The sequence below is a fragment of the Cryobacterium frigoriphilum genome, assembly GCF_004403305.1.
In the GTDB taxonomy this organism is placed as follows: Bacteria; Actinomycetota; Actinomycetes; order Actinomycetales; family Microbacteriaceae; genus Cryobacterium; species Cryobacterium frigoriphilum.
This window is the reverse complement of the sequence record NZ_SOHE01000040.1, coordinates 1-17,200: the sequence shown is the minus strand read 5'-3', so window position 1 is coordinate 17,200 and position 17,200 is coordinate 1. Positions and strand designations below refer to the sequence as shown.

The following is a 17,200-nucleotide window of genomic DNA, read 5'->3' as shown; positions in this document are numbered from 1 at the left end:
GTGGCGCATCCGCTACAGTCACTTTTCGACCGACGCGGCCGCGAGCGGGCTGCCTCAGGCGACGAGTTCCCGCAACCGTTGAATATCTGCGGTGACCCTGTCGAGGGCAGTCGCGACCGACTCATCGCGGTGCGCCGCCAGGGCCTCGAGGATCCAGCCGCGCAGGAGCGTTGACACCGGCACCCCAAGTTTGTTGGCCAGGACCTCGATGGCTGAAACATCGTCGGGAGCGAGACGCACGGCGACCGGAACAGACTTGTTGGGGCGGGTCGAGGCCGCTCCGGCAGGCATAGGAGCGTCACGAGTGGCGTCGGCTTCGGCGGCCACGCTGTCGATCAGCTCATGGATGTTGTTGCTCACTGTGGATTCCCTTCTCGATATGTTCGCAGGTCGGGCGGACCTGCCCGCCATCCGTTCGCACCCCACCAGCCGCCGGGGTGATCTTGCCGATGCACGAGGATAACCACGACCACGGCACCCGCGGTAGGTGAAAAGCCCAGTACTCGCGCGCTCACTCCGGACTTGCTTTTCGGGTCCGGGTCGAACAACAGGGCATCGACATCGGCCAGCGCTTCCATGGCCTCGGCCACCGTGATGCGATGACTCGCCCACATGTGGTCGGCACCGTGCGTCCAGTCAACGTCAAACCCCATGACCGAAGTTTACGATTGTAAACGTGGGACGGCAAGAGCCCGGGCAGGTTCGTGAAACGCTAACCTGCCGGCCAACTGGGGCGGCATCCGCTCACTGCGATGTGACGGTGTGAAATGTCAGGCGGCCACGGCGGGCGCGCGGCGGCGGCGCAGCGTGCGGAGCGGCACGAACGCGATGGCCGCCACGACGGCCGCGGCCACCACCGAGACCAGCGACGTGCCCTGTGGGCCCAGCGCGCTGATGAACACCTGCACGCCGTAGTCGAGCATTTCGGCCGGGTAGGCGGCGAGCACGCGCGTTCCCGCAGCGGCGCTCACTCCGGTGAAGAGGGCGGGGCCGACCCAGAGCGCGACAACGCTCACGATCGCGCCGATGATCCGCCCGGCGGTGGAGAAGCCGCACCAGGCCACGGCAAGTCCGACGATGATCGCCGGAACATACCGGGTGACGCTCAGCAGGGCCATGGTCACCTCGGTCGCCGAGATTCCGAACGGATGCGAGATCAGCCCATTCACCCAGACCCCCGCGGCAACCGAGGCCACACTCACGGCGACGAGGGCGCCGGCCGCGGGCGCCCGGGCGATGAGCACCATGAGCAGCAGCCCCACGAGGTTCGCGGCGATGGAGCCGGCGGTCAGGGCCGCCAGATAGATGAATGCCTCCCGGCCCTGCGCCAGGCCGCCGGCGACCGTGGAGACGGTCTGCACGATGGCGACGACCTGGACGAGCAGCACCCCGACCAGGGCCCAGACGAAGGCGAATTGCGGATGCTGCGCGCGGGTCAGGCGCAGAACGCCGCCGGCGATCGCGGCTCCGGTGACGAGCACCGCGACGATGAGGGTGATCGTGTACTGGCTGAACGGCAGCAGCGTGATCGGCATGTCGTCGGCAGCCACGTCGACGGCCCACAGATTCTGGATCGGCAGCACCATGCCGGTGACCAGCCACGGCAGCAGTCCCGCGGTCGCCGCGAGCACCCCCAGCAGCAGATAGGCCGCCGGACCCGCGATCTTCATGGTCTTCGTGCGCTCGAGAATGCTCATCCGCGCCCCCTCCATCGGAAACGGCAAGGCTAGCAGCGCCCGGGCCGCCGGGTTGCCCGGCTATTCGGTTCTAACAAAATATTGTTATTATCCGAGAAAATAACAAAAGCGCCTCGTTCTGGGCCTCCCGCCCTCCGCGGTGCTGGGGCCGAAGCAGGTGCCACCTGCCTGCGCAGGGTTGGGCCAGGCTGTGCGGATGCGCTCGGGAACGTGGGTGCGCGATGGTGGCCAGGGTGCGCAGCGTCCCTGCGCTCATGCGCCGAAAAGCTGCTCGCGCGCCGGGTTCCGCGGTGTCCCCGCGCTCATGCGCCCGAAAGCTGCTCGCGCGCCTGATCTACCGGGCGCACGAGCAGCTTTCGGGCGCAGGACCGCGTGGGAGTGCACCTTTCGGGCGCATCTGCAGCTCCTGGGCGCAGGACGCGCTACACCTATGGGGCGCACGAGCATCTTTTGGGCGCATCACCACTGGCAGGTGCTCAGGCACTCTCGAAGCGGATGCCGGCCGAGGCCGGCCGGCCGGCGTCATCCGCTTGCGAAAGGCCTACTCGCCGAGGAGGCCGAAAAGGTAGCGGCCGTAGCCGCTCTTTTTGAGGGGCGCGGCGAGTGCCCGCAGTTGGGCATCGTCGATCCAACCGGCGCGCCAGGCGATTTCCTCGATGCAGCCGACCTTGAAGCCCTGACGGTCTTCGATCACGCGCACATACTCGGAGGCCTGCATCATGGACTCGAACGTGCCGGTGTCAAGCCACGCGGTGCCTCGGTCGAGCACCTGCACGTGCATCGACCCCTGCGCCAAATAGAGCTCATTGATGGTGCTGATCTCCAGCTCTCCACGCGCACTGGGCACAATGGTCTTCGCCATCGCGACGACCGAATTGTCGTAGAAATACAGACCGGGAACGGCGTAGTTGCTGTGGGGCACAACCGGCTTCTCTTCGATGGACACCGCCGTCATATTCTCGTCGAATTCGACGACACCGTAGGCGGTCGGATTGCTCACGTGGTAGGCGAAGATGCGCGCACCGACGATGTCGGCGTTGCCGCGCAGGGCCGTACCGAGACCGGCACCGTGGAAGATGTTATCGCCGAGCACGAGTGCGACGGTCTGGTCGCCGATGAACTCCTCGCCGATAATGAAGGCCTGGGCGAGGCCGTCTGGTGAAGGCTGCACCGCGTATTCGATGCGGATGCCCAGCTGCGAACCGTCGCCGAGCAGCGCCTTGAACTGGTCGTTGTACTCCGGCGTCGTGATGATCAGGATCTCCGTGATGCCCGCCATCATGAGCGTCGAGAGCGGGTAGTAGACCATCGGCTTGTCGTAGACCGGCATGAGCTGCTTCGAAATGGCCTTCGTGATGGGCCAGAGCCGCGTACCGGAGCCACCGGCAAGAATGATTCCGCGCATAGTTACCTGCCGCCGTTCGTCTGATTCGGGGAGCTGGAGTTCAGGGTCTCGTAGTATGCCCGCGCGGCGTCCCAGGTCGGCAGCAGCCCGGCGGCGGCCGAGGCCGCGAGGCCGGGCGCATCCGTGTCCTTGGCGGAGAGCACAAGTTCGCCGGCTTCGGGAGGGAAAACCAGACCGATGTCGGGGTCGAGCGGGTTGATGGCGTGCTCTCGGCCCGGATTGAACGGGCTCGTCACGAGGTAGCTGACCGTGGCGTTGTGCGTGAGGGCGACGAAACAGTGACCGAGGCCCTCGGCGATGTACGCGGCCCGACGGTCGGTGTCGTCGAGCAGCACACTGTCCCATTGGCCGTACGTCGGCGAGCCGATTCGAATGTCAATGACAAAGTCGAGAACGGCGCCGTGAACGGCGGTGACGTATTTGGCCTGGCTGGGCGGGACATCCGCAAAATGGATTCCACGCACGGCACCGCGAGTGGAAACCGAGGTGTTCGCCTGCGCGAGAGCGAGCCGGTGACCGATCTTCTCTTCGAGGCGATCGGAGCGATACCACTCGAGAAAGACACCGCGATCGTCACCGAATTGCTTCGGGGTGATCTCATACGCGTCAGGTATGGACAGCTCTCGAATGTGCACGTTCGCAGTGTAGCAACGCACCCCCGACCCGAACTGGGGGGCGCGAACTCGGCCCCGCAACCCGTGCTGCATGACCTGAGCGGCGGGGAGATCAGCCGCAGCGGGCGAGCACTCCGACCGCAGCGCTCAGGGCGCCAGTGCCTCCGATCAGGGTGACATGCGTTGAGCCCAGACGGGTGAAGTCGGCGCCGACGGCATTGGGCACACACGCCTGCGGAACGATGTAAAGCGGCGCTCCGCGTTGACCGGCAAGAGCCGCTCCGGCGAGAGCGTCGGGAAATTGTTCTCCCGTCGCGAGGAAGACTTCACTCGCCGAGCCGAACGCTGCCTGGTTCACGAGTAGGGCCGTCTCGAAACGATCGCTTCCACCCTGCCGGCTCACGCGGATCCCGGCGTTCGTCAATGAGGTCGCAATTCCTGACGACACCACCGCAGCCCCACCCGCAATCGTCACATTCTGCACGCCCAGGCGGGCGACGAGGCCGGCTGTTGCCGCATCAACCGATCCGGCATTGCCGTCGACGAGAATGACCGGGTTTGCGGCGGCTCCTGCCGCGGCGGCGGCAGCTAGCGCATCGGGAAAGTTGCGCCCGGTGGCGACGTACGCGTGCGCCACGGGGCCAAACGCATCGTCGACAACGAGCCGGGCGGTCTCGTATCGGTCGACTCCGCTCAGCCGGTCGACGACCGGAGCGAGCGCCGCCAGCTGTGACTCGACAGCGGCAGAGATGACTCCCCGGCCTCCGACCACGACGATTCGTTGGGGTTGCAACCGCTGAATCTCTGTGCGTACCGCCGTGGGCAACGAATCCAGGTTCGTCAGCAAGAGCGGCCCGGAGCCCAGGGCTGCGGCGGGTGCCGCCGAGAGAGCATCGGGATAGTCGGCACCCGTGGCGAGGTAGACGATGGGGGCGGTACCGGGAAAGCCAGCCTGCGACACGGCAACCGCCGTGGTGAAGCGGTCAATTCCCGACAACCGTTCCACGGGGTCGGAGAGAGTCACCCGCACGGACGCCGAAGTGCCGGAGATCGCGAGCACCGTCACGGTGACCGCCCCGAGACGAGTGGAGATGGTGTCCCCCGCGACGAGGTAGGTCGTGCGGTCGGACGCACTCGCGGCGGGAGGTTGGAAGACGACGGAGGTGCCGTCATCGCGCAGCGCGAGCACGCGCACACCGCTGTCCACGCCGATCGTGGTCAGCAGACCACGCTCGTAGAGCGAGCCCGCATCCGTTCCCCCGCCACCCCGAAAGTCCACGTAGTAAATGCGACCGGTCTCCGGATCGGTAATTTTCAGCGCGCGTAGTCCCGCGGAGGCACCGGTCGTGGTCAGCGTCGCTGTCGTCTGCAGTGTGCGCTGGCCGGTGGGGACCGCCACGTTCTGTACTTCGCCGGCGCTGAGGGCATCCAGCCTCGTCTTGTGGGTCACGTTGAGGGCCGTCAGCTGGGAGTTCGCCTGCCCGTTGACCGTGAGCGCGATGCCCATGACGTCGTAGGCGTCACCGTATTCGTCGTCGACGCAGCCGTCAGAGAATTGGCCCGTTGAGGGGTCAATCTCACCCTCAAACGTCGTTGCAGAGGGGCAGACGTGTGCGTTGGAGTGTTGCAGACCGAGGTTGTGGCCGAATTCGTGAGCGACGATATCACGCGTCACGGCGCCGGACTGTGACACCCAGATCAGGCCGCCATTGGATCCGTTCACGGCTGCCGCCGAGCTGCCCACGCTGCCGATGCCGGTTGCTCCACACCCTTCGGGAACGAGAACCATGAGGTGACGCGCCTGATTGGAGACGTAGTAGAAGACGTTCGCTCGACCGAACGCGGCCGCGGCCTCCTGCCAGATTTGCACGACATCGTCGCAGTTCAGGCTCGAGGAGTAACGCAGCGTCGTCGGGTTGGCCGTGAGTCCCGTCACCTGGTTGTTCGATTGCGCCTGCCAGTAGCTACCGGTCGACGAGACCAGCGAGGAGATCGCCGCGTCGCTGATGGTCGTGCCCGCAGCAGAACCGGCCGGCACCACAACTGCGATATCAATCGAGTGCTGGGCCTGAGCATAGCCAGAGACAGCGAAGTCCTCGGGTGCGGACCGCCGCTGCGCCGAGCCGCCGGTCTGTTCCGCGAGTTCCCCGGGGGTGAAGGTGTCATTCTCGAGGGAGAGCGCCGGCACCGGCTCGGGTTGAGGCGTCACTGCCCCGGCCGGACCGGCGATTCCCACGACCAGTGCGCACAGGGCGAGTGCCGTGCCGACGACGATTCCGCGCCCACGAAAATTCCTCAGCAGCATGATGACCCGTTCCCGATGACCAGTTCCCACAGTGGACGCGGAACGAGGATACTCGCGCACGTTGCTCGTATTGAACCATGTTCCCGATCATCTACCAAGCCGAGGGGTCGAGTGCGAAGCGGTCATGGACGCGGTTCCTCTGGGCCGGTAATCTTGCCGCCACGATTCGCGTCACCACTAGAATTGCGCGAGTCAACCACAATGCGAGGCAGGAAACGCCCCATGAAGATTCTCGTCACCGGCGGAGCCGGTTTCATCGGCTCCAACTTTGTTCGACGCACCCTCGAAGACAAGTACCCGGGACTCGAAGGCGCCCAAGTCGTCGTACTCGACGCCCTGACGTACTCGGGCAACCTGGCCAACCTCGCCCCGGTCGCAGATTCCCCCCGCTACAGCTTCGTGCACGGCGATATTCGCGACGGCGCCCTGCTCGACACCCTCTTTCCCGGCCTCGACGCCGTCGTGCACTTCGCCGCCGAAAGCCACGTCGACCGCTCCGTGNAACGTGCTCGGCACCCAGCAGCTGCTCGACGCCGCGCTGCGCTCGGGTCTCCCCCGCTTCGTGCACGTCTCCACCGACGAGGTCTACGGCTCCATCGCGACCGGCTCCTGGAACGAAGAACGCGCCCTCGAGCCCAACAGCCCCTACAGCGCCTCGAAGGCCGGCAGCGACCTGCTCGCCCGCAGCTACCACCGCACCCACGGCCTCAACGTGTCGATCACGCGCTGCTCGAACAACTACGGCCCCTACCACTTCCCCGAAAAGCTCATCCCGCTGTTCGTCAGCAACCTCATCGACGACCTTCACGTACCCCTCTACGGCGAGGGCAACAACATCCGCGACTGGCTGCACGTCGACGACCACACCCGCGCCATCGCCCTCGTGCTCACCCGCGGCCGCGCCGGCGAAATCTACAACATCGGCGGCGGCACCGAACTCACCAACACAGAACTCACCCAGATGCTGCTCGACTCCACCGGCAAGGACTGGTCCTACGTCGACCGCGTCGCCGACCGCCTCGGCCACGACCTGCGCTACTCCGTCGACATCACCAAGATCCAGGCCGAACTCGGCTACAAGCCCGAAGTACCCTTCGAACAGGGCCTCGCCGACGTCGTGCAGTGGTACCGCGACAACCGCGAATGGTGGGAACCCCTCAAAGAACGCGCCGCCCTCATCGGCTAGCGTTGTCTATCGTCAAGTGAGCGGTGACCGTTTTCGATCCCAGCCAGCGCATGCCTGGATTCGTTACACTGCAAGAATGAGCCTCGTGTCCGTTCGAGAACTTCGCCTTCATACTGCGGCCGTTGTCGAACGAGCACGTCAGGGTGAACGGGTGACGATAGGGTCTGAGGGCGTTGCGGTTGCCGCGCCGGTACCCGTGGGAACGCACAAACGATCGTTCCTAACCAAGGCGGACATGCTGCGCCTCACTCGTCAGTCTGGGGATCCCGTGTCGGAATATTATGATCACGAAGCTCCAGACGAAACGACCGACGATCTCTGCCCCATCCAGTGAGGCGATCAGCGCCTTGCCACAGGGCAGTCCCGTCGTCTAGCGCACCATTCCGCATGAGGAGTTTATGAAGTACTTGATCACCGGCGCGTCGGGCATGCTCGGCCGCGACCTGCAGACCGTTCTCGCGGGCCGCTCCGTGACCGCCCTCGGTCGCAGCGACCTCGACGTGACCGACCTCGGCGCGGTGACGGATGCCGTGGCTGGCTTCGACGTGGTCATCAACGCCGCCGCCTACACCCAGGTCGACGACGCCGAGACGAATGAAGAAGCCGCGTACGCGGTGAATGCCGACGGCGCCTTGAATTTGGCGATCGCGACTTCCGTCGGCTCGGCCCGGCTCGTACAGGTGTCGACCGACTACGTCTTCGACGGCCGCGCAACGACACCGTACCCGGAAAACACCCCGCGCGACCCGATCTCGGCCTACGGGCGTACCAAGGCTGCCGGCGAGAAGTTCGTACTCGCCGAGAACCCCGAGGGCAGCTTCATCGTGCGCACCGCGTGGCTCTATGGCCAGCACGGCCCGAATTTCGCCACGACCATGCTGCGCCTGGCCGGCTCACACCCCACCGTGAGCGTCGTGGGCGATCAGCTCGGCCAACCGACCTGGACCATGGACCTCGCCCGCCAGATTGCGCTCATGCTCGACACGGATGCCCCCGCCGGCGTCTACCACGGCACCAACAGCGGCGTCGCCTCGTGGTTCGACTTCGCCCGCGAGGTCTTCACGCTCGCCGGCCTCGACCCGGAACGGGTGCTACGGACCGACAGCGCCGCGTTCGTGCGGCCGGCGCCGCGCCCGTCGTACAGCGTGCTCGGCCACGATGCCTGGGCCGCCGTCGGCCTCGAACCGATGCGCCCGTGGCAGCAGGCCCTCGCCGAGGCGGCCGCGACCGGCGCGCTCGGCGAACTTGCCCCGCTGGGGGCGTGGAAGAAATGATCACACTTCGGGTCGTTGTCGACCAAATGGTGGCACCCGTGCCCGGCGGCGTTGGCCGCTACACCGAGGAACTCACCCGCGCCCTAGTGGAGACGGTCCCCGCCAACTGCGAGGTCGAAGGGCTCGTCTCCTCGTCGACGGCCGAGGAATACGCTCGAATTGAAACAACGCTTCCGGGTCTGGCCCGGCTGGTCAGAACGTCGCTGGCCCGCCGCGAACTGCGTGCGGCCTGGGGGCTCGGCGTTGTCGCCTCGGCGGGCTCCGGCATGATCCACGCCCCCGGGCTGCTCGCCCCGCTGCACCGCCACGACCGCATCAACGACGGCACCCAGATCGCGGTGACCGTGCACGACGTGCTGGCCTGGACGCATCCGCAGTCCCTCACCCCGACCACCGTCGCATGGACGAAGACCATGCTGCGGCGCGCGCGCAAGCACGCCGACGCGATCGTCGTGCCGAGCCATGCCGTCGCCGCCCAGCTGCTGGAAATCATGGACCTCGGCGACCGCGTTCGCGTGATCGGCGGTGCGGTGGGCAGCGGGCTGCGCCTGCCGGCGGATGCCGTGGTCGAGTCGCGCGCGGCGGCCCTCGGCCTGCCCTCCGAGTACCTGCTGACCACGGGTTCACTCGACCCGCGCAAGGCGATCACCTCGCTCATCACCGCGCTCGGCCTGCCGGGCGCCCCCGAACTGCCGCTGCTCGTGATCGGCCCAGACGGCTGGGGCGAACTCGATGTGGCGACCGTCGCCGACGAGGCCGGCCTCGCGCCCGGCCGGGTGCGCACCCTGTCCGGACTCTCGGACGAGGACCTCGCCATTGTCATCGCCCGCGCCACCGTGTTCGTCTACCCGAGCCTGGAAGAGGGCTTCGCGCTGCCGATCATCGAGGCGTTCCACCTCGGCACCCCGGTGATCCTCTCCGACGCACCCGCCCTCGTCGAGGCCGCCGGCGACGCCGGACTGACCGTTCCGCGGGACGACGCCGAGGGCTACCCCGAGCGGTTGATGATCGCCATGAACCGCGTGCTGGGCGACCGGGAATTCGCCGGCCGCCTCAGCGTCGTCGGTAGCGACCGCTCTCGGGCTTTCAGCTGGCGCGACTCCGCCGAGCGGGTCTGGCAGCTTCACGCCGATCTGTAGCTCGACACGACCTCCTCAGGCGACGCTCGGTGACGGGGCTACTAAGCTCGTCTGAGAACCAATGAGAAACGGACGCCTTCGGGTGCCGTTTACTTTCAGCTTTCACGCAAAGGGTTGTATGACGAAGCGCGCACTCATCACTGGAATCACGGGCCAGGACGGCTCCTATCTTGCAGAGCTGTTGCTCTCGAAGGGGTACGAGGTGCACGGCCTGATTCGGCGGGCATCCACTTTTAATACGTCCCGTATTGATCACCTGTATGTGGACCCGCACGACACCGGCGCGAAGCTGTTTCTGCACTATGGCGACCTGAGCGACGGCTCGCGGCTGACGACGCTGCTCGCGCAGATCAAGCCCGACGAGGTCTACAACCTCGCCGCGCAGTCGCACGTGCGCGTGTCCTTTGACGAGCCCGAGCACACCGCCGACACGACGGGTATGGGGACCATTCGTCTGCTCGAAGCCGTGCGGATGTCGGGTATCAAGACCCGGTTCTATCAGGCGTCGTCGTCGGAGATGTTTGGTGCGACTCCGCCGCCGCAGAACGAGGCGACTCCGTTCTACCCGCGTTCGCCCTATGGCGCCGCGAAGGTCTACAGCTACTGGATCACCAAGAACTACCGTGAGGCCTACGGCATGTTCGCCGTGAACGGCATCCTCTTCAACCACGAGTCCCCGCGCCGCGGCGAGACGTTTGTGACACGCAAGATTACTCGTGCGGTTGCGGCGATCAAGGCCGGCAAGCAGGACCACGTGTACCTGGGCAACCTCGACTCCATTCGCGACTGGGGTTACGCCGCTGAGTATGTCGAGGGCATGTGGCGCATGCTGCAGGTCGACGAACCGGACGACTTCGTTCTCGCCACCGGCGGTAACTTCACCGTGCGGGACTTCGTGCAGACCTCGTTCGAGCACGTCGGCCTGAACTGGGAAGAGCACGTTCGCTTCGACGAACGCTACCTGCGCCCCACCGAGGTTGATGCCCTCGTCGGCGATGCCTCCCACGCCGAAGACAAGCTCGGCTGGAAGGCCACCGTCGACACCGCGCAGCTGGCCCGCATCATGGTCGACGCCGACATCAAACTGCTCGAGCACGCCGGCCGCGACTGGATCGACACCGTCAAGCTCGCCAGCTGGGGCACCCTCGACGGTGCCGATGCCGCCGACGCCGTCGGGGCCAAGTAGTCGTGACGGCGCAGGCAACGGTCGCGGATACCCGCGACCAGGTCGACTTCACCCCGGGCGCGCTTGATCGGGGCGGCCGCTTTTACATTGCCGGGCACCGCGGCCTGGTCGGGTCTGCGATTTGGCGTCGGCTCGAGGCGGAAGGGTTCACCGATCTTGTCGGCCGGACCTCGGCCGAGCTCGACCTGAAGGACCGCGACGCGGTCTTCGCGTTCTTCGCCGAGACGAAGCCCCGCTACGTCGTGCTGGCCGCGGCGAAGGTCGGCGGCATCCTGGCCAACAACAACTACCCGGTCGACTTCTTGAGCGACAACCTGCGCATTCAAGTCAATGTGCTCGACGCCGCCCTGAAATACGGGGTTGCACGCCTGTTGTTCCTCGGCTCGTCGTGCATCTACCCGCGCCTGGCGTCACAGCCGATCCGCGAGGACTCACTGCTCACCGGACACCTCGAGCCCACGAACGACGCCTACGCGATCGCGAAGATCGCCGGCATCTTGCAGATCCAGGCCGTGCGCCGTCAGTACGGGCTGCCGTGGATCTCGGCGATGCCGACGAACCTCTATGGGCCCGGGGACAACTTCAGCCCGACCGGGTCTCATGTGCTGCCCGCGCTCATCCGTCGGTATGACGAAGCCGCGCAGTCCGGAGCTGCGTCGGTCACCAACTGGGGCACCGGCACCCCGCGGCGCGAGTTCTTGCACGTGGATGACATGGCGGCCGCGTGCCTGCACCTGATGGAGCACTACGACGGGCCGGAGCAGGTCAACGTGGGCACCGGAACCGACGTGACGATTCGTGAGATTGCGGAATCGATCGCGCGCGTTGTCGGGTTCACCGGCACCACCGAGTGGGACACCTCCAAGCCCGACGGCACCCCGCAGAAGCTGCTCGACGTGTCAAAGCTGGCCGACGCCGGCTGGACTGCCGCCATCGGCATCGACCAGGGCATGGCCTCCACCGTGGAGTGGTACCGCGACAACGTGGAATCGCTGCGCCAGTAGCTGTCTCGGCCGGGTTGGCCGACGAGTAGACCGACACCGCACGCGACGGATGGCGGTCTACTTCGGTGTCGTCTGTCGCTGCCCCTCGGGCATTGCGGCCTCTGGCACACCGTCGGGCAGCGGCGTGTTGAGCTTCGGGGTTCGCACCTTTGATCTGAAGGAGTCCACCCAGACCCCCGCCCGCACGAGCGGCCAGGCGGCCGCTACCGCGCCGACAACGAGGATAGCGAAGAGCACCGTGGGGTTGCGTGGCATCCACGGCTGATCGGCCACGGTCAGCATCCCGCCGATCACGATCAGATGCGACAGGTAGATGGGATAGGAATAGGCGCCGATCTTTGCGTCCCATTTCACGCGCCGCGTCAGGACGAACAGCGACGGCACGAGCGCCGAGATTGCGACAACGAGCACGAGCGGCACCAGATAGCTGGAGAAAAACGGCCCGACGCTCGCTCCCCACGTGAACAGTGTCGGTGCGAGCAGAAGGATGGCCACGAGGCTTCCGAAAACGACAATGGCACGGCGTTGTTGTGTCCTGACGAAAAGCCGGGGGTTCTCTCTGTCGGTGAATCGGAACAGCAACACTCCGATCAGGAAGAACGCCAATTCGAACGGGAAGAAGCGGTAGGTCCACGGATCCCCGAGGCCCAGAATGGCACCCGCAACCACGTACTTGCCAACGAACGCCAGCACGATGATGGCGATGAGTATTCTGGAGCGGAGTCGAACGAGAAACGGCGCCAACAGGTAAAACATGAGTTCCAGCGCGAGGGTCCATGCCTGCGGTATGAGCAGAAGCGTGAACAGCGGCGGCGTCGACTCCAGAAATGGTCCAACCTGAACACTGTCACCGTTTGTCTGCAGGAACATCACCGTATCGCTGCCGAAAATGACGGTATTCGAGAGCATGAGAAAGATGTTGCCGGGAAACGGGACGGCTGCCATCTGCGCCAGAAACGCTTCGTGCTGAACAACCACCCGCAGTACCACGACAACGATGGCAACGATCCAGAACTCGGGAAAAATCCGCAGCGCTCGATTGACGTAGAAGGCTTTATTTCGGTTGCGATACGTGCCGCGCAGGACGAGAGCCATGTAAAAGCCCGAAATGACGAAAAAGGCCTCGACCGCGACGATGCCGCCGACTCCCGCAAACATTGAGGGCCAGAAGGCGCCACCGTGGGCCGCCACGACCGACATGGCCAGGAGAAATCGCAGAATACCCAGGGTTTCGTCCCCATTCACATATCGGTTCAGCCGGACAGGACATCTGTAGTTCGTAAGACTTACACGCCCCGTCTCGCAGGCCGCCGACCAACAGAACCGTATCTACGCTAGCGCAGGTCTGCCTGAGAGCCCGGTTCATCCGGGCGATGGCTCCCGCCACCGCCATCGACGGGTGCGGGCCGGTTACGGGGCCGGTGTCGGCTCGGGGGTCGGCACCAGGGCCGCGTCGATGAGCGCGGTGATGGCTGAGTAGTCGGGGTTCTCGGGATCGATCCCGTTCTCGGGCACAATGTCGACGGTGCCGATCGGCAGCTCCTTGGTCTTGCCGGCGAGGATGGAGAAATAGCCGAGCATGCCCTGGGGAACGTCAGTCTTCACGACCTGGGCGCCGGCGTTGGCGACATCCTGGAACTTGGTGAGCACGTTCGCCGGGTTGAACTGGCTGAGAATGGCCTCCTGCAGCACCCGCTGGCGGGCCATCCGGTCGTAATCGCTCGTGCCGTGACGGGCGCGGCCGAACCACAGGGCGGTGTAGCCGTCCATGTGCTGCTGGCCGGCTTCGACCCAACCGTCGACGTTGTTGAACTGCTCGTCGCCGCCGATCGGCAGGCGCTGCTCCACGTTGATGTCGACGCCGCCGAGGGCGTCGATGAGGTCGCTGAAACCCTCCATGTCAATGAGCACGTAGTACTGGATGGTGAGGCCGGTGATGCCGCGGGCCGCGTCACGCATGCCCTCGATGCCGGGCAGGCTGCCCTCGGCCTCGGCGTTCGGGTACATCTCGGGGCTTTTCAGCTGTACCTCGGTGTAGAGCGAGTTGAGCATGCAGGCCGAGACGTAGCATCCCTTGAGGGCGCCGTAGCCCTCGGGATAGATGGGCGCGAGCGGCGAATCGGCGGGGAACGGCACGTCTTCGAGGTTGCGCGGCAGGCCGATGATCGTCGCCTTGCCGGTGGATGCCTCGATACTGACCACCGAGATACTGTCGGGCCGCAGACCGTCACGGTCGGCACCCGCGTCGCCGCCGAGCAGCATGATGTTGTAGCGACCGTCGACGGGCGGTTCGCTGGGGCCGGCGACGAACACATCGGCGAGAAAACCACTCGCTGTCGTGGCGACGTAGGCTCCGTAGCCGGCGCCACCGCCGACGATGATCATGAGCACGGTCGCGAATCCGGCGATGATCGGCCGGGCGCCGGGCGCGGCGCGCAGCAGGCGGGCGAGGCGCAGGGTATCGAGGGTCAGCACGACCCAGACGATGCCGTAGAAGATGAGGGCGGCCGCGGCCGCCCAGAGGCCGATCGTGCTCGTGAAGACGGTGAGCACGGTGCCGGGCCAGAGCAGGTACGAGCCGCCGACGATCACGGCCAGGAGAATCAGCATGAGGGTGGCGCCGAGGCCGAAGCGGCCGAGACGGCGGCTGCCGGCGAGCACCTGCGCGGAACCGGGCAGCACAACGTTGAGCACCACGAGCCACCAGGCCCGCTTGGTCATCGTGTGCGACGACGCCGCATTGGGGTGCCGCATCGGATTGGTCGCGCGCGCCGAGGTCAGTCCCCGGTGCGCGGTGGAGTACCCCGCCTGCGTGCGGCTCACAGGCTCGCGTGCAGACGGATGTTTTTCTGCTCCACCTGGGCGGCCAGATCGAGCGCAAAGGTGTCGAGCCGAGTACTCAGCGCAGAACCGCGGGCGTCGTCGGCGGTCGCGAGAATCTTCACGGCCAGCAGCCCGGCGTTGCGGGCGCCGCCGATGGAGACGGTCGCGACGGGAACTCCGGCCGGCATCTGCACGATCGAGAGCAGGGAATCCATGCCGTCGAGCAGCCCGAGCGGCACCGGCACACCCACGACGGGCAGGCTCGTGACGGCGGCGAGCATGCCCGGCAGGTGCGCGGCGCCGCCCGCCCCTGCGATGATGACCTTGAGACCGCGGGAGCGGGCATCCATGCCGTAGGCGAGCATCTTCTGTGGTGTGCGGTGGGCGCTGAGCACCTCGACCTCATAGGCGACCCCGAACTCGCGCAGCAGGGCGGCGGCGGCGATCATGACCGTCCAATCCGAATCGGAGCCCATGACGACACCCACAAGTGGGGTCGCGGGCGTGCCGGATACGGGCTGGGGGTTCACAGAGTTCTCGGGCACGTGGTTGATCCTATTGCTTTAGTCCTGAAAAAAGGCCGCAGTGGCACGCGCCTGGTAGGCCACTTCGTCGAGATCGGCGCCCACGGCGGTGACGTGACCGATCTTGCGCCCGGGGCGGGGGGCCTTGTTGTAGTTGTGCACCTTCACCGACGGATGCGCCGCAAACGCACCCGCATAGCGGTCGCTCATCGAGCCCTGCGCGGGACCGCCGAGCACGTTGACCATGATCGACCAGGGCTCACGTGTCGCCGTGTCGCCGAGCGGCAGGTCGAGCACCGCGCGCAGGTGCTGCTCGAACTGGCTCGTCACGGAGCCGTCAATCGACCAGTGACCCGAGTTGTGCGGGCGCATGGCCAGTTCGTTAATGAGGAGGCGGTCATCCGTTGTTTCGAAGAGTTCGACGGCGAGCACACCGGTGACGCCGATGCCCTCGGCCACCCGGCGGGCGATCTGCTCGGCGACCTCGGCGAGGCGACCGGAGGAGTGCGGGGCGGGCGCGACAACCTCGGCACAGACGCCGTCACGCTGCACGGTCTCGACGACCGGCCAGGATCGGATGTCGCCGGAGGGCCGGCGGGCCACGACCTGGGCGAGTTCCCGGCGAAAGTCGACGAGTTCTTCGACCAGCAGGGCGCCGCCGTTGGCGTCTTCGGCGAGCGCCTGAAACCAGTCGTCGGCCTCGTGCTTGTGGGCGACGACGCGCACACCCTTGCCGTCGTAGCCGCCGCGGGCCGTCTTCACGACGGCGCGGCCGCCGTGCTCGGCGAGGAAGGCATCGAGCTCATCGGGGTTTTCGACGCGGGCCCAATCGGGAACGGGCAGGCCGAGTTCGGTCAGGCGCTGCCGCATGAGCAGTTTGTCCTGCGCGTAGAGCAGCGCGTCGGGGCCGGGGTGCACGGCCACGCCGCGGGCGACGAGGGCTCGCAGAATCTCCTGCGGCACGTGCTCGTGGTCGAAGGTGATCACGTCGACGGTGTCGGCGAAGGCGGCAACCGTGTCGAGGTCGTGGTAGTCGCCGACCGCGCTCGCGGCGAGTTCGGCGGACATGCCGGGCTGCTCGGCGAGCACCCGAATGTCGATTCCGAGGTTCACGGCGGCGGGAATCATCATGCGTGCCAGTTGCCCGCCCCCGATCACGCCGACGGTCACACCAGTAGTCGTACCCAGAGTCGTACCCATGTGTTCACCAATCTTTGAGCAAGCGTTCAGGTGTGCGCGGGAGAATTCACGCGGTGCACGTACATCGTGCACATCTTTCGTTCGGGGCTTCCCGCAGGCTTAGACTGCGACGAAGGCAGTACCCATCTTCGCTCACTGATGAACCTTTACCAATTAGCCGAAAACGGTACATGTCGAAAACCACCCTCACCCGCGGCCGCCTGATCGCTTTCGTGGGCCAGCTCGGCAAGTTCGGCGCGGTCGGCCTGGTCGGCTTCGCCGTCGACGTGACGGTATTCAACCTGCTGCGCACGACAATTCTCGACTCCGACGAGGTGCACGCCGGCCCGATCTACGCGAAGATCATCTCGACGCTGCTCGCGATCCTGGTGAACTGGATCGGCAACCGCCTCTGGACCTTCAGCGCCAACCGTCAAGACCATACCGTGCGTGAAGGCCTCGAGTTCTTCGCCGTGAGCCTCGCCGGCATGGGCATCGGTCTGGCCTGCCTGTGGTTCTCGCACTACGTGCTGGGCTTCACGAGCGTGCTGGCCGACAACATCAGCGGCAACGTGATCGGGCTCGCGCTCGGGGCCGTTTTTCGGTTCAGCCTGTACCGGTGGTGGGTCTTCGCGCCCAATCGCAGCGGTGCGCCGGCCTCGTCGGGTGCGGGGGCGACATCCGCTGCGCCCAGTGCCGTGGTGTCGACCGACAGCCTGGCCGCCGTTCGCGACTGAGCCCGGCCGCCGCGGCGCGTGGGCGTGGGCGCGCGGGCGGGCGGGCCGGTGAGTGGGCGCGGGGGCCGCGGCGCTGTTAGTGCGCCGCCCAGAAGGCCGTGTCGTCGGCGAGCGCTGACTGCTCCTG

15 protein-coding genes and 1 pseudogene are annotated in these 17,200 nt (G+C 66.2%); 6 read left to right on the top strand and 10 right to left on the bottom strand.

Annotation, left to right across the window (positions count from 1 at the left end; all coding sequences use genetic code 11):
• Positions 1 to 54: 54 nt before the first annotated feature.
• The 6 genes from E3T55_RS08290 to E3T55_RS08265 form a co-directional block, all read right to left on the bottom strand.
• On the bottom strand, positions 55 to 360 hold the full coding sequence (locus E3T55_RS08290; protein ID WP_134519102.1) for a hypothetical protein: 306 nt from the start codon (positions 358 to 360) through the stop codon (positions 55 to 57).
• Entirely contained in the window at positions 357 to 653 is a 297-nt protein-coding gene (locus tag E3T55_RS08285) for a transposase (protein ID WP_134519101.1), read from the bottom strand. Before E3T55_RS08285 ends, E3T55_RS08290 begins: the two co-directional genes overlap by 4 nt.
• Before the next feature lie 117 nt (positions 654 to 770).
• Positions 771 to 1,697, bottom strand: coding sequence for a hypothetical protein (locus E3T55_RS08280; protein ID WP_134519100.1), 927 nt, complete (start codon positions 1,695 to 1,697; stop codon positions 771 to 773).
• Between the two features lie 541 nt (positions 1,698 to 2,238).
• Positions 2,239 to 3,102 (bottom strand): glucose-1-phosphate thymidylyltransferase RfbA, encoded by an 864-nt coding sequence (rfbA, locus tag E3T55_RS08275; protein ID WP_134519099.1) that lies wholly within the window; start codon positions 3,100 to 3,102, stop codon positions 2,239 to 2,241.
• 2 nt (positions 3,103 to 3,104) lie between these two features.
• The gene (locus tag E3T55_RS08270; RefSeq protein WP_134519098.1) at positions 3,105 to 3,737 is read right to left on the bottom strand and encodes a dTDP-4-dehydrorhamnose 3,5-epimerase family protein; all 633 of its coding nucleotides are present in this window, start codon (positions 3,735 to 3,737) and stop codon (positions 3,105 to 3,107) included.
• 91 nt (positions 3,738 to 3,828) lie between these two features.
• On the bottom strand, positions 3,829 to 6,021 hold the full coding sequence (locus E3T55_RS08265) for a cell wall-binding repeat-containing protein (protein WP_134519097.1): 2,193 nt from the start codon (positions 6,019 to 6,021) through the stop codon (positions 3,829 to 3,831).
• Positions 6,022 to 6,243: 222 nt separating this feature from the next.
• On the opposite strand from E3T55_RS08265, the pseudogene rfbB reads away from it, so the two are divergent.
• The 5 genes and pseudogenes from rfbB (at position 6,244) to E3T55_RS08240 (ending at position 11,810) form a co-directional block, all read left to right on the top strand.
• Positions 6,244 to 7,207 (top strand): annotated as a pseudogene (gene rfbB / locus E3T55_RS08260) (dTDP-glucose 4,6-dehydratase).
• A 398-nt stretch (positions 7,208 to 7,605) separates the two neighbouring features.
• A complete protein-coding gene (rfbD, locus tag E3T55_RS08255) occupies positions 7,606 to 8,481 on the top strand; it encodes a dTDP-4-dehydrorhamnose reductase (protein ID WP_134519096.1) in 876 nt (291 codons plus the stop codon).
• Positions 8,478 to 9,620, top strand: coding sequence for a glycosyltransferase family 4 protein (locus E3T55_RS08250; RefSeq protein WP_134519095.1), 1,143 nt, complete (start codon positions 8,478 to 8,480; stop codon positions 9,618 to 9,620). Before rfbD ends, E3T55_RS08250 begins: the two co-directional genes overlap by 4 nt.
• Before the next feature lie 118 nt (positions 9,621 to 9,738).
• Positions 9,739 to 10,806 carry a GDP-mannose 4,6-dehydratase gene (gmd, locus tag E3T55_RS08245; protein ID WP_134519094.1) on the top strand — a complete coding sequence of 356 codons (1,068 nt, stop codon included), beginning with the start codon at positions 9,739 to 9,741 and terminating at the stop codon, positions 10,804 to 10,806.
• A gap of 2 nt (positions 10,807 to 10,808) precedes the next feature.
• A complete protein-coding gene (locus E3T55_RS08240; protein ID WP_166791720.1) occupies positions 10,809 to 11,810 on the top strand; it encodes a GDP-L-fucose synthase family protein in 1,002 nt (333 codons plus the stop codon).
• 57 nt (positions 11,811 to 11,867) lie between these two features.
• Here E3T55_RS08240 and E3T55_RS08235 read toward each other — a convergent pair whose 3' ends face one another.
• The 4 genes from E3T55_RS08235 to E3T55_RS08220 all read right to left on the bottom strand — a co-directional run bounded on the left by E3T55_RS08235 (position 11,868) and on the right by E3T55_RS08220 (position 16,357).
• Positions 11,868 to 13,055: an acyltransferase family protein gene (locus tag E3T55_RS08235; protein ID WP_134519092.1), complete on the bottom strand. Its 1,188-nt coding sequence runs from the start codon at positions 13,053 to 13,055 to the stop codon at positions 11,868 to 11,870.
• A 165-nt stretch (positions 13,056 to 13,220) separates the two neighbouring features.
• On the bottom strand, positions 13,221 to 14,633 hold the full coding sequence (locus tag E3T55_RS08230; protein ID WP_338145124.1) for an LCP family protein: 1,413 nt from the start codon (positions 14,631 to 14,633) through the stop codon (positions 13,221 to 13,223).
• Positions 14,630 to 15,109 (bottom strand): 5-(carboxyamino)imidazole ribonucleotide mutase, encoded by a 480-nt coding sequence (gene purE, locus E3T55_RS08225; RefSeq protein ID WP_134519141.1) that lies wholly within the window; start codon positions 15,107 to 15,109, stop codon positions 14,630 to 14,632. The genes E3T55_RS08230 and purE overlap by 4 nt, the downstream gene beginning before the upstream one ends.
• Before the next feature lie 87 nt (positions 15,110 to 15,196).
• Entirely contained in the window at positions 15,197 to 16,357 is a 1,161-nt protein-coding gene (locus tag E3T55_RS08220; RefSeq protein ID WP_174775449.1) for a 5-(carboxyamino)imidazole ribonucleotide synthase, read from the bottom strand.
• A 170-nt stretch (positions 16,358 to 16,527) separates the two neighbouring features.
• On the opposite strand from E3T55_RS08220, the gene E3T55_RS08215 reads away from it, so the two are divergent.
• The gene (locus E3T55_RS08215; protein ID WP_134519091.1) at positions 16,528 to 17,073 is read left to right on the top strand and encodes a GtrA family protein; all 546 of its coding nucleotides are present in this window, start codon (positions 16,528 to 16,530) and stop codon (positions 17,071 to 17,073) included.
• Positions 17,074 to 17,200: the final 127 nt, after the last annotated feature.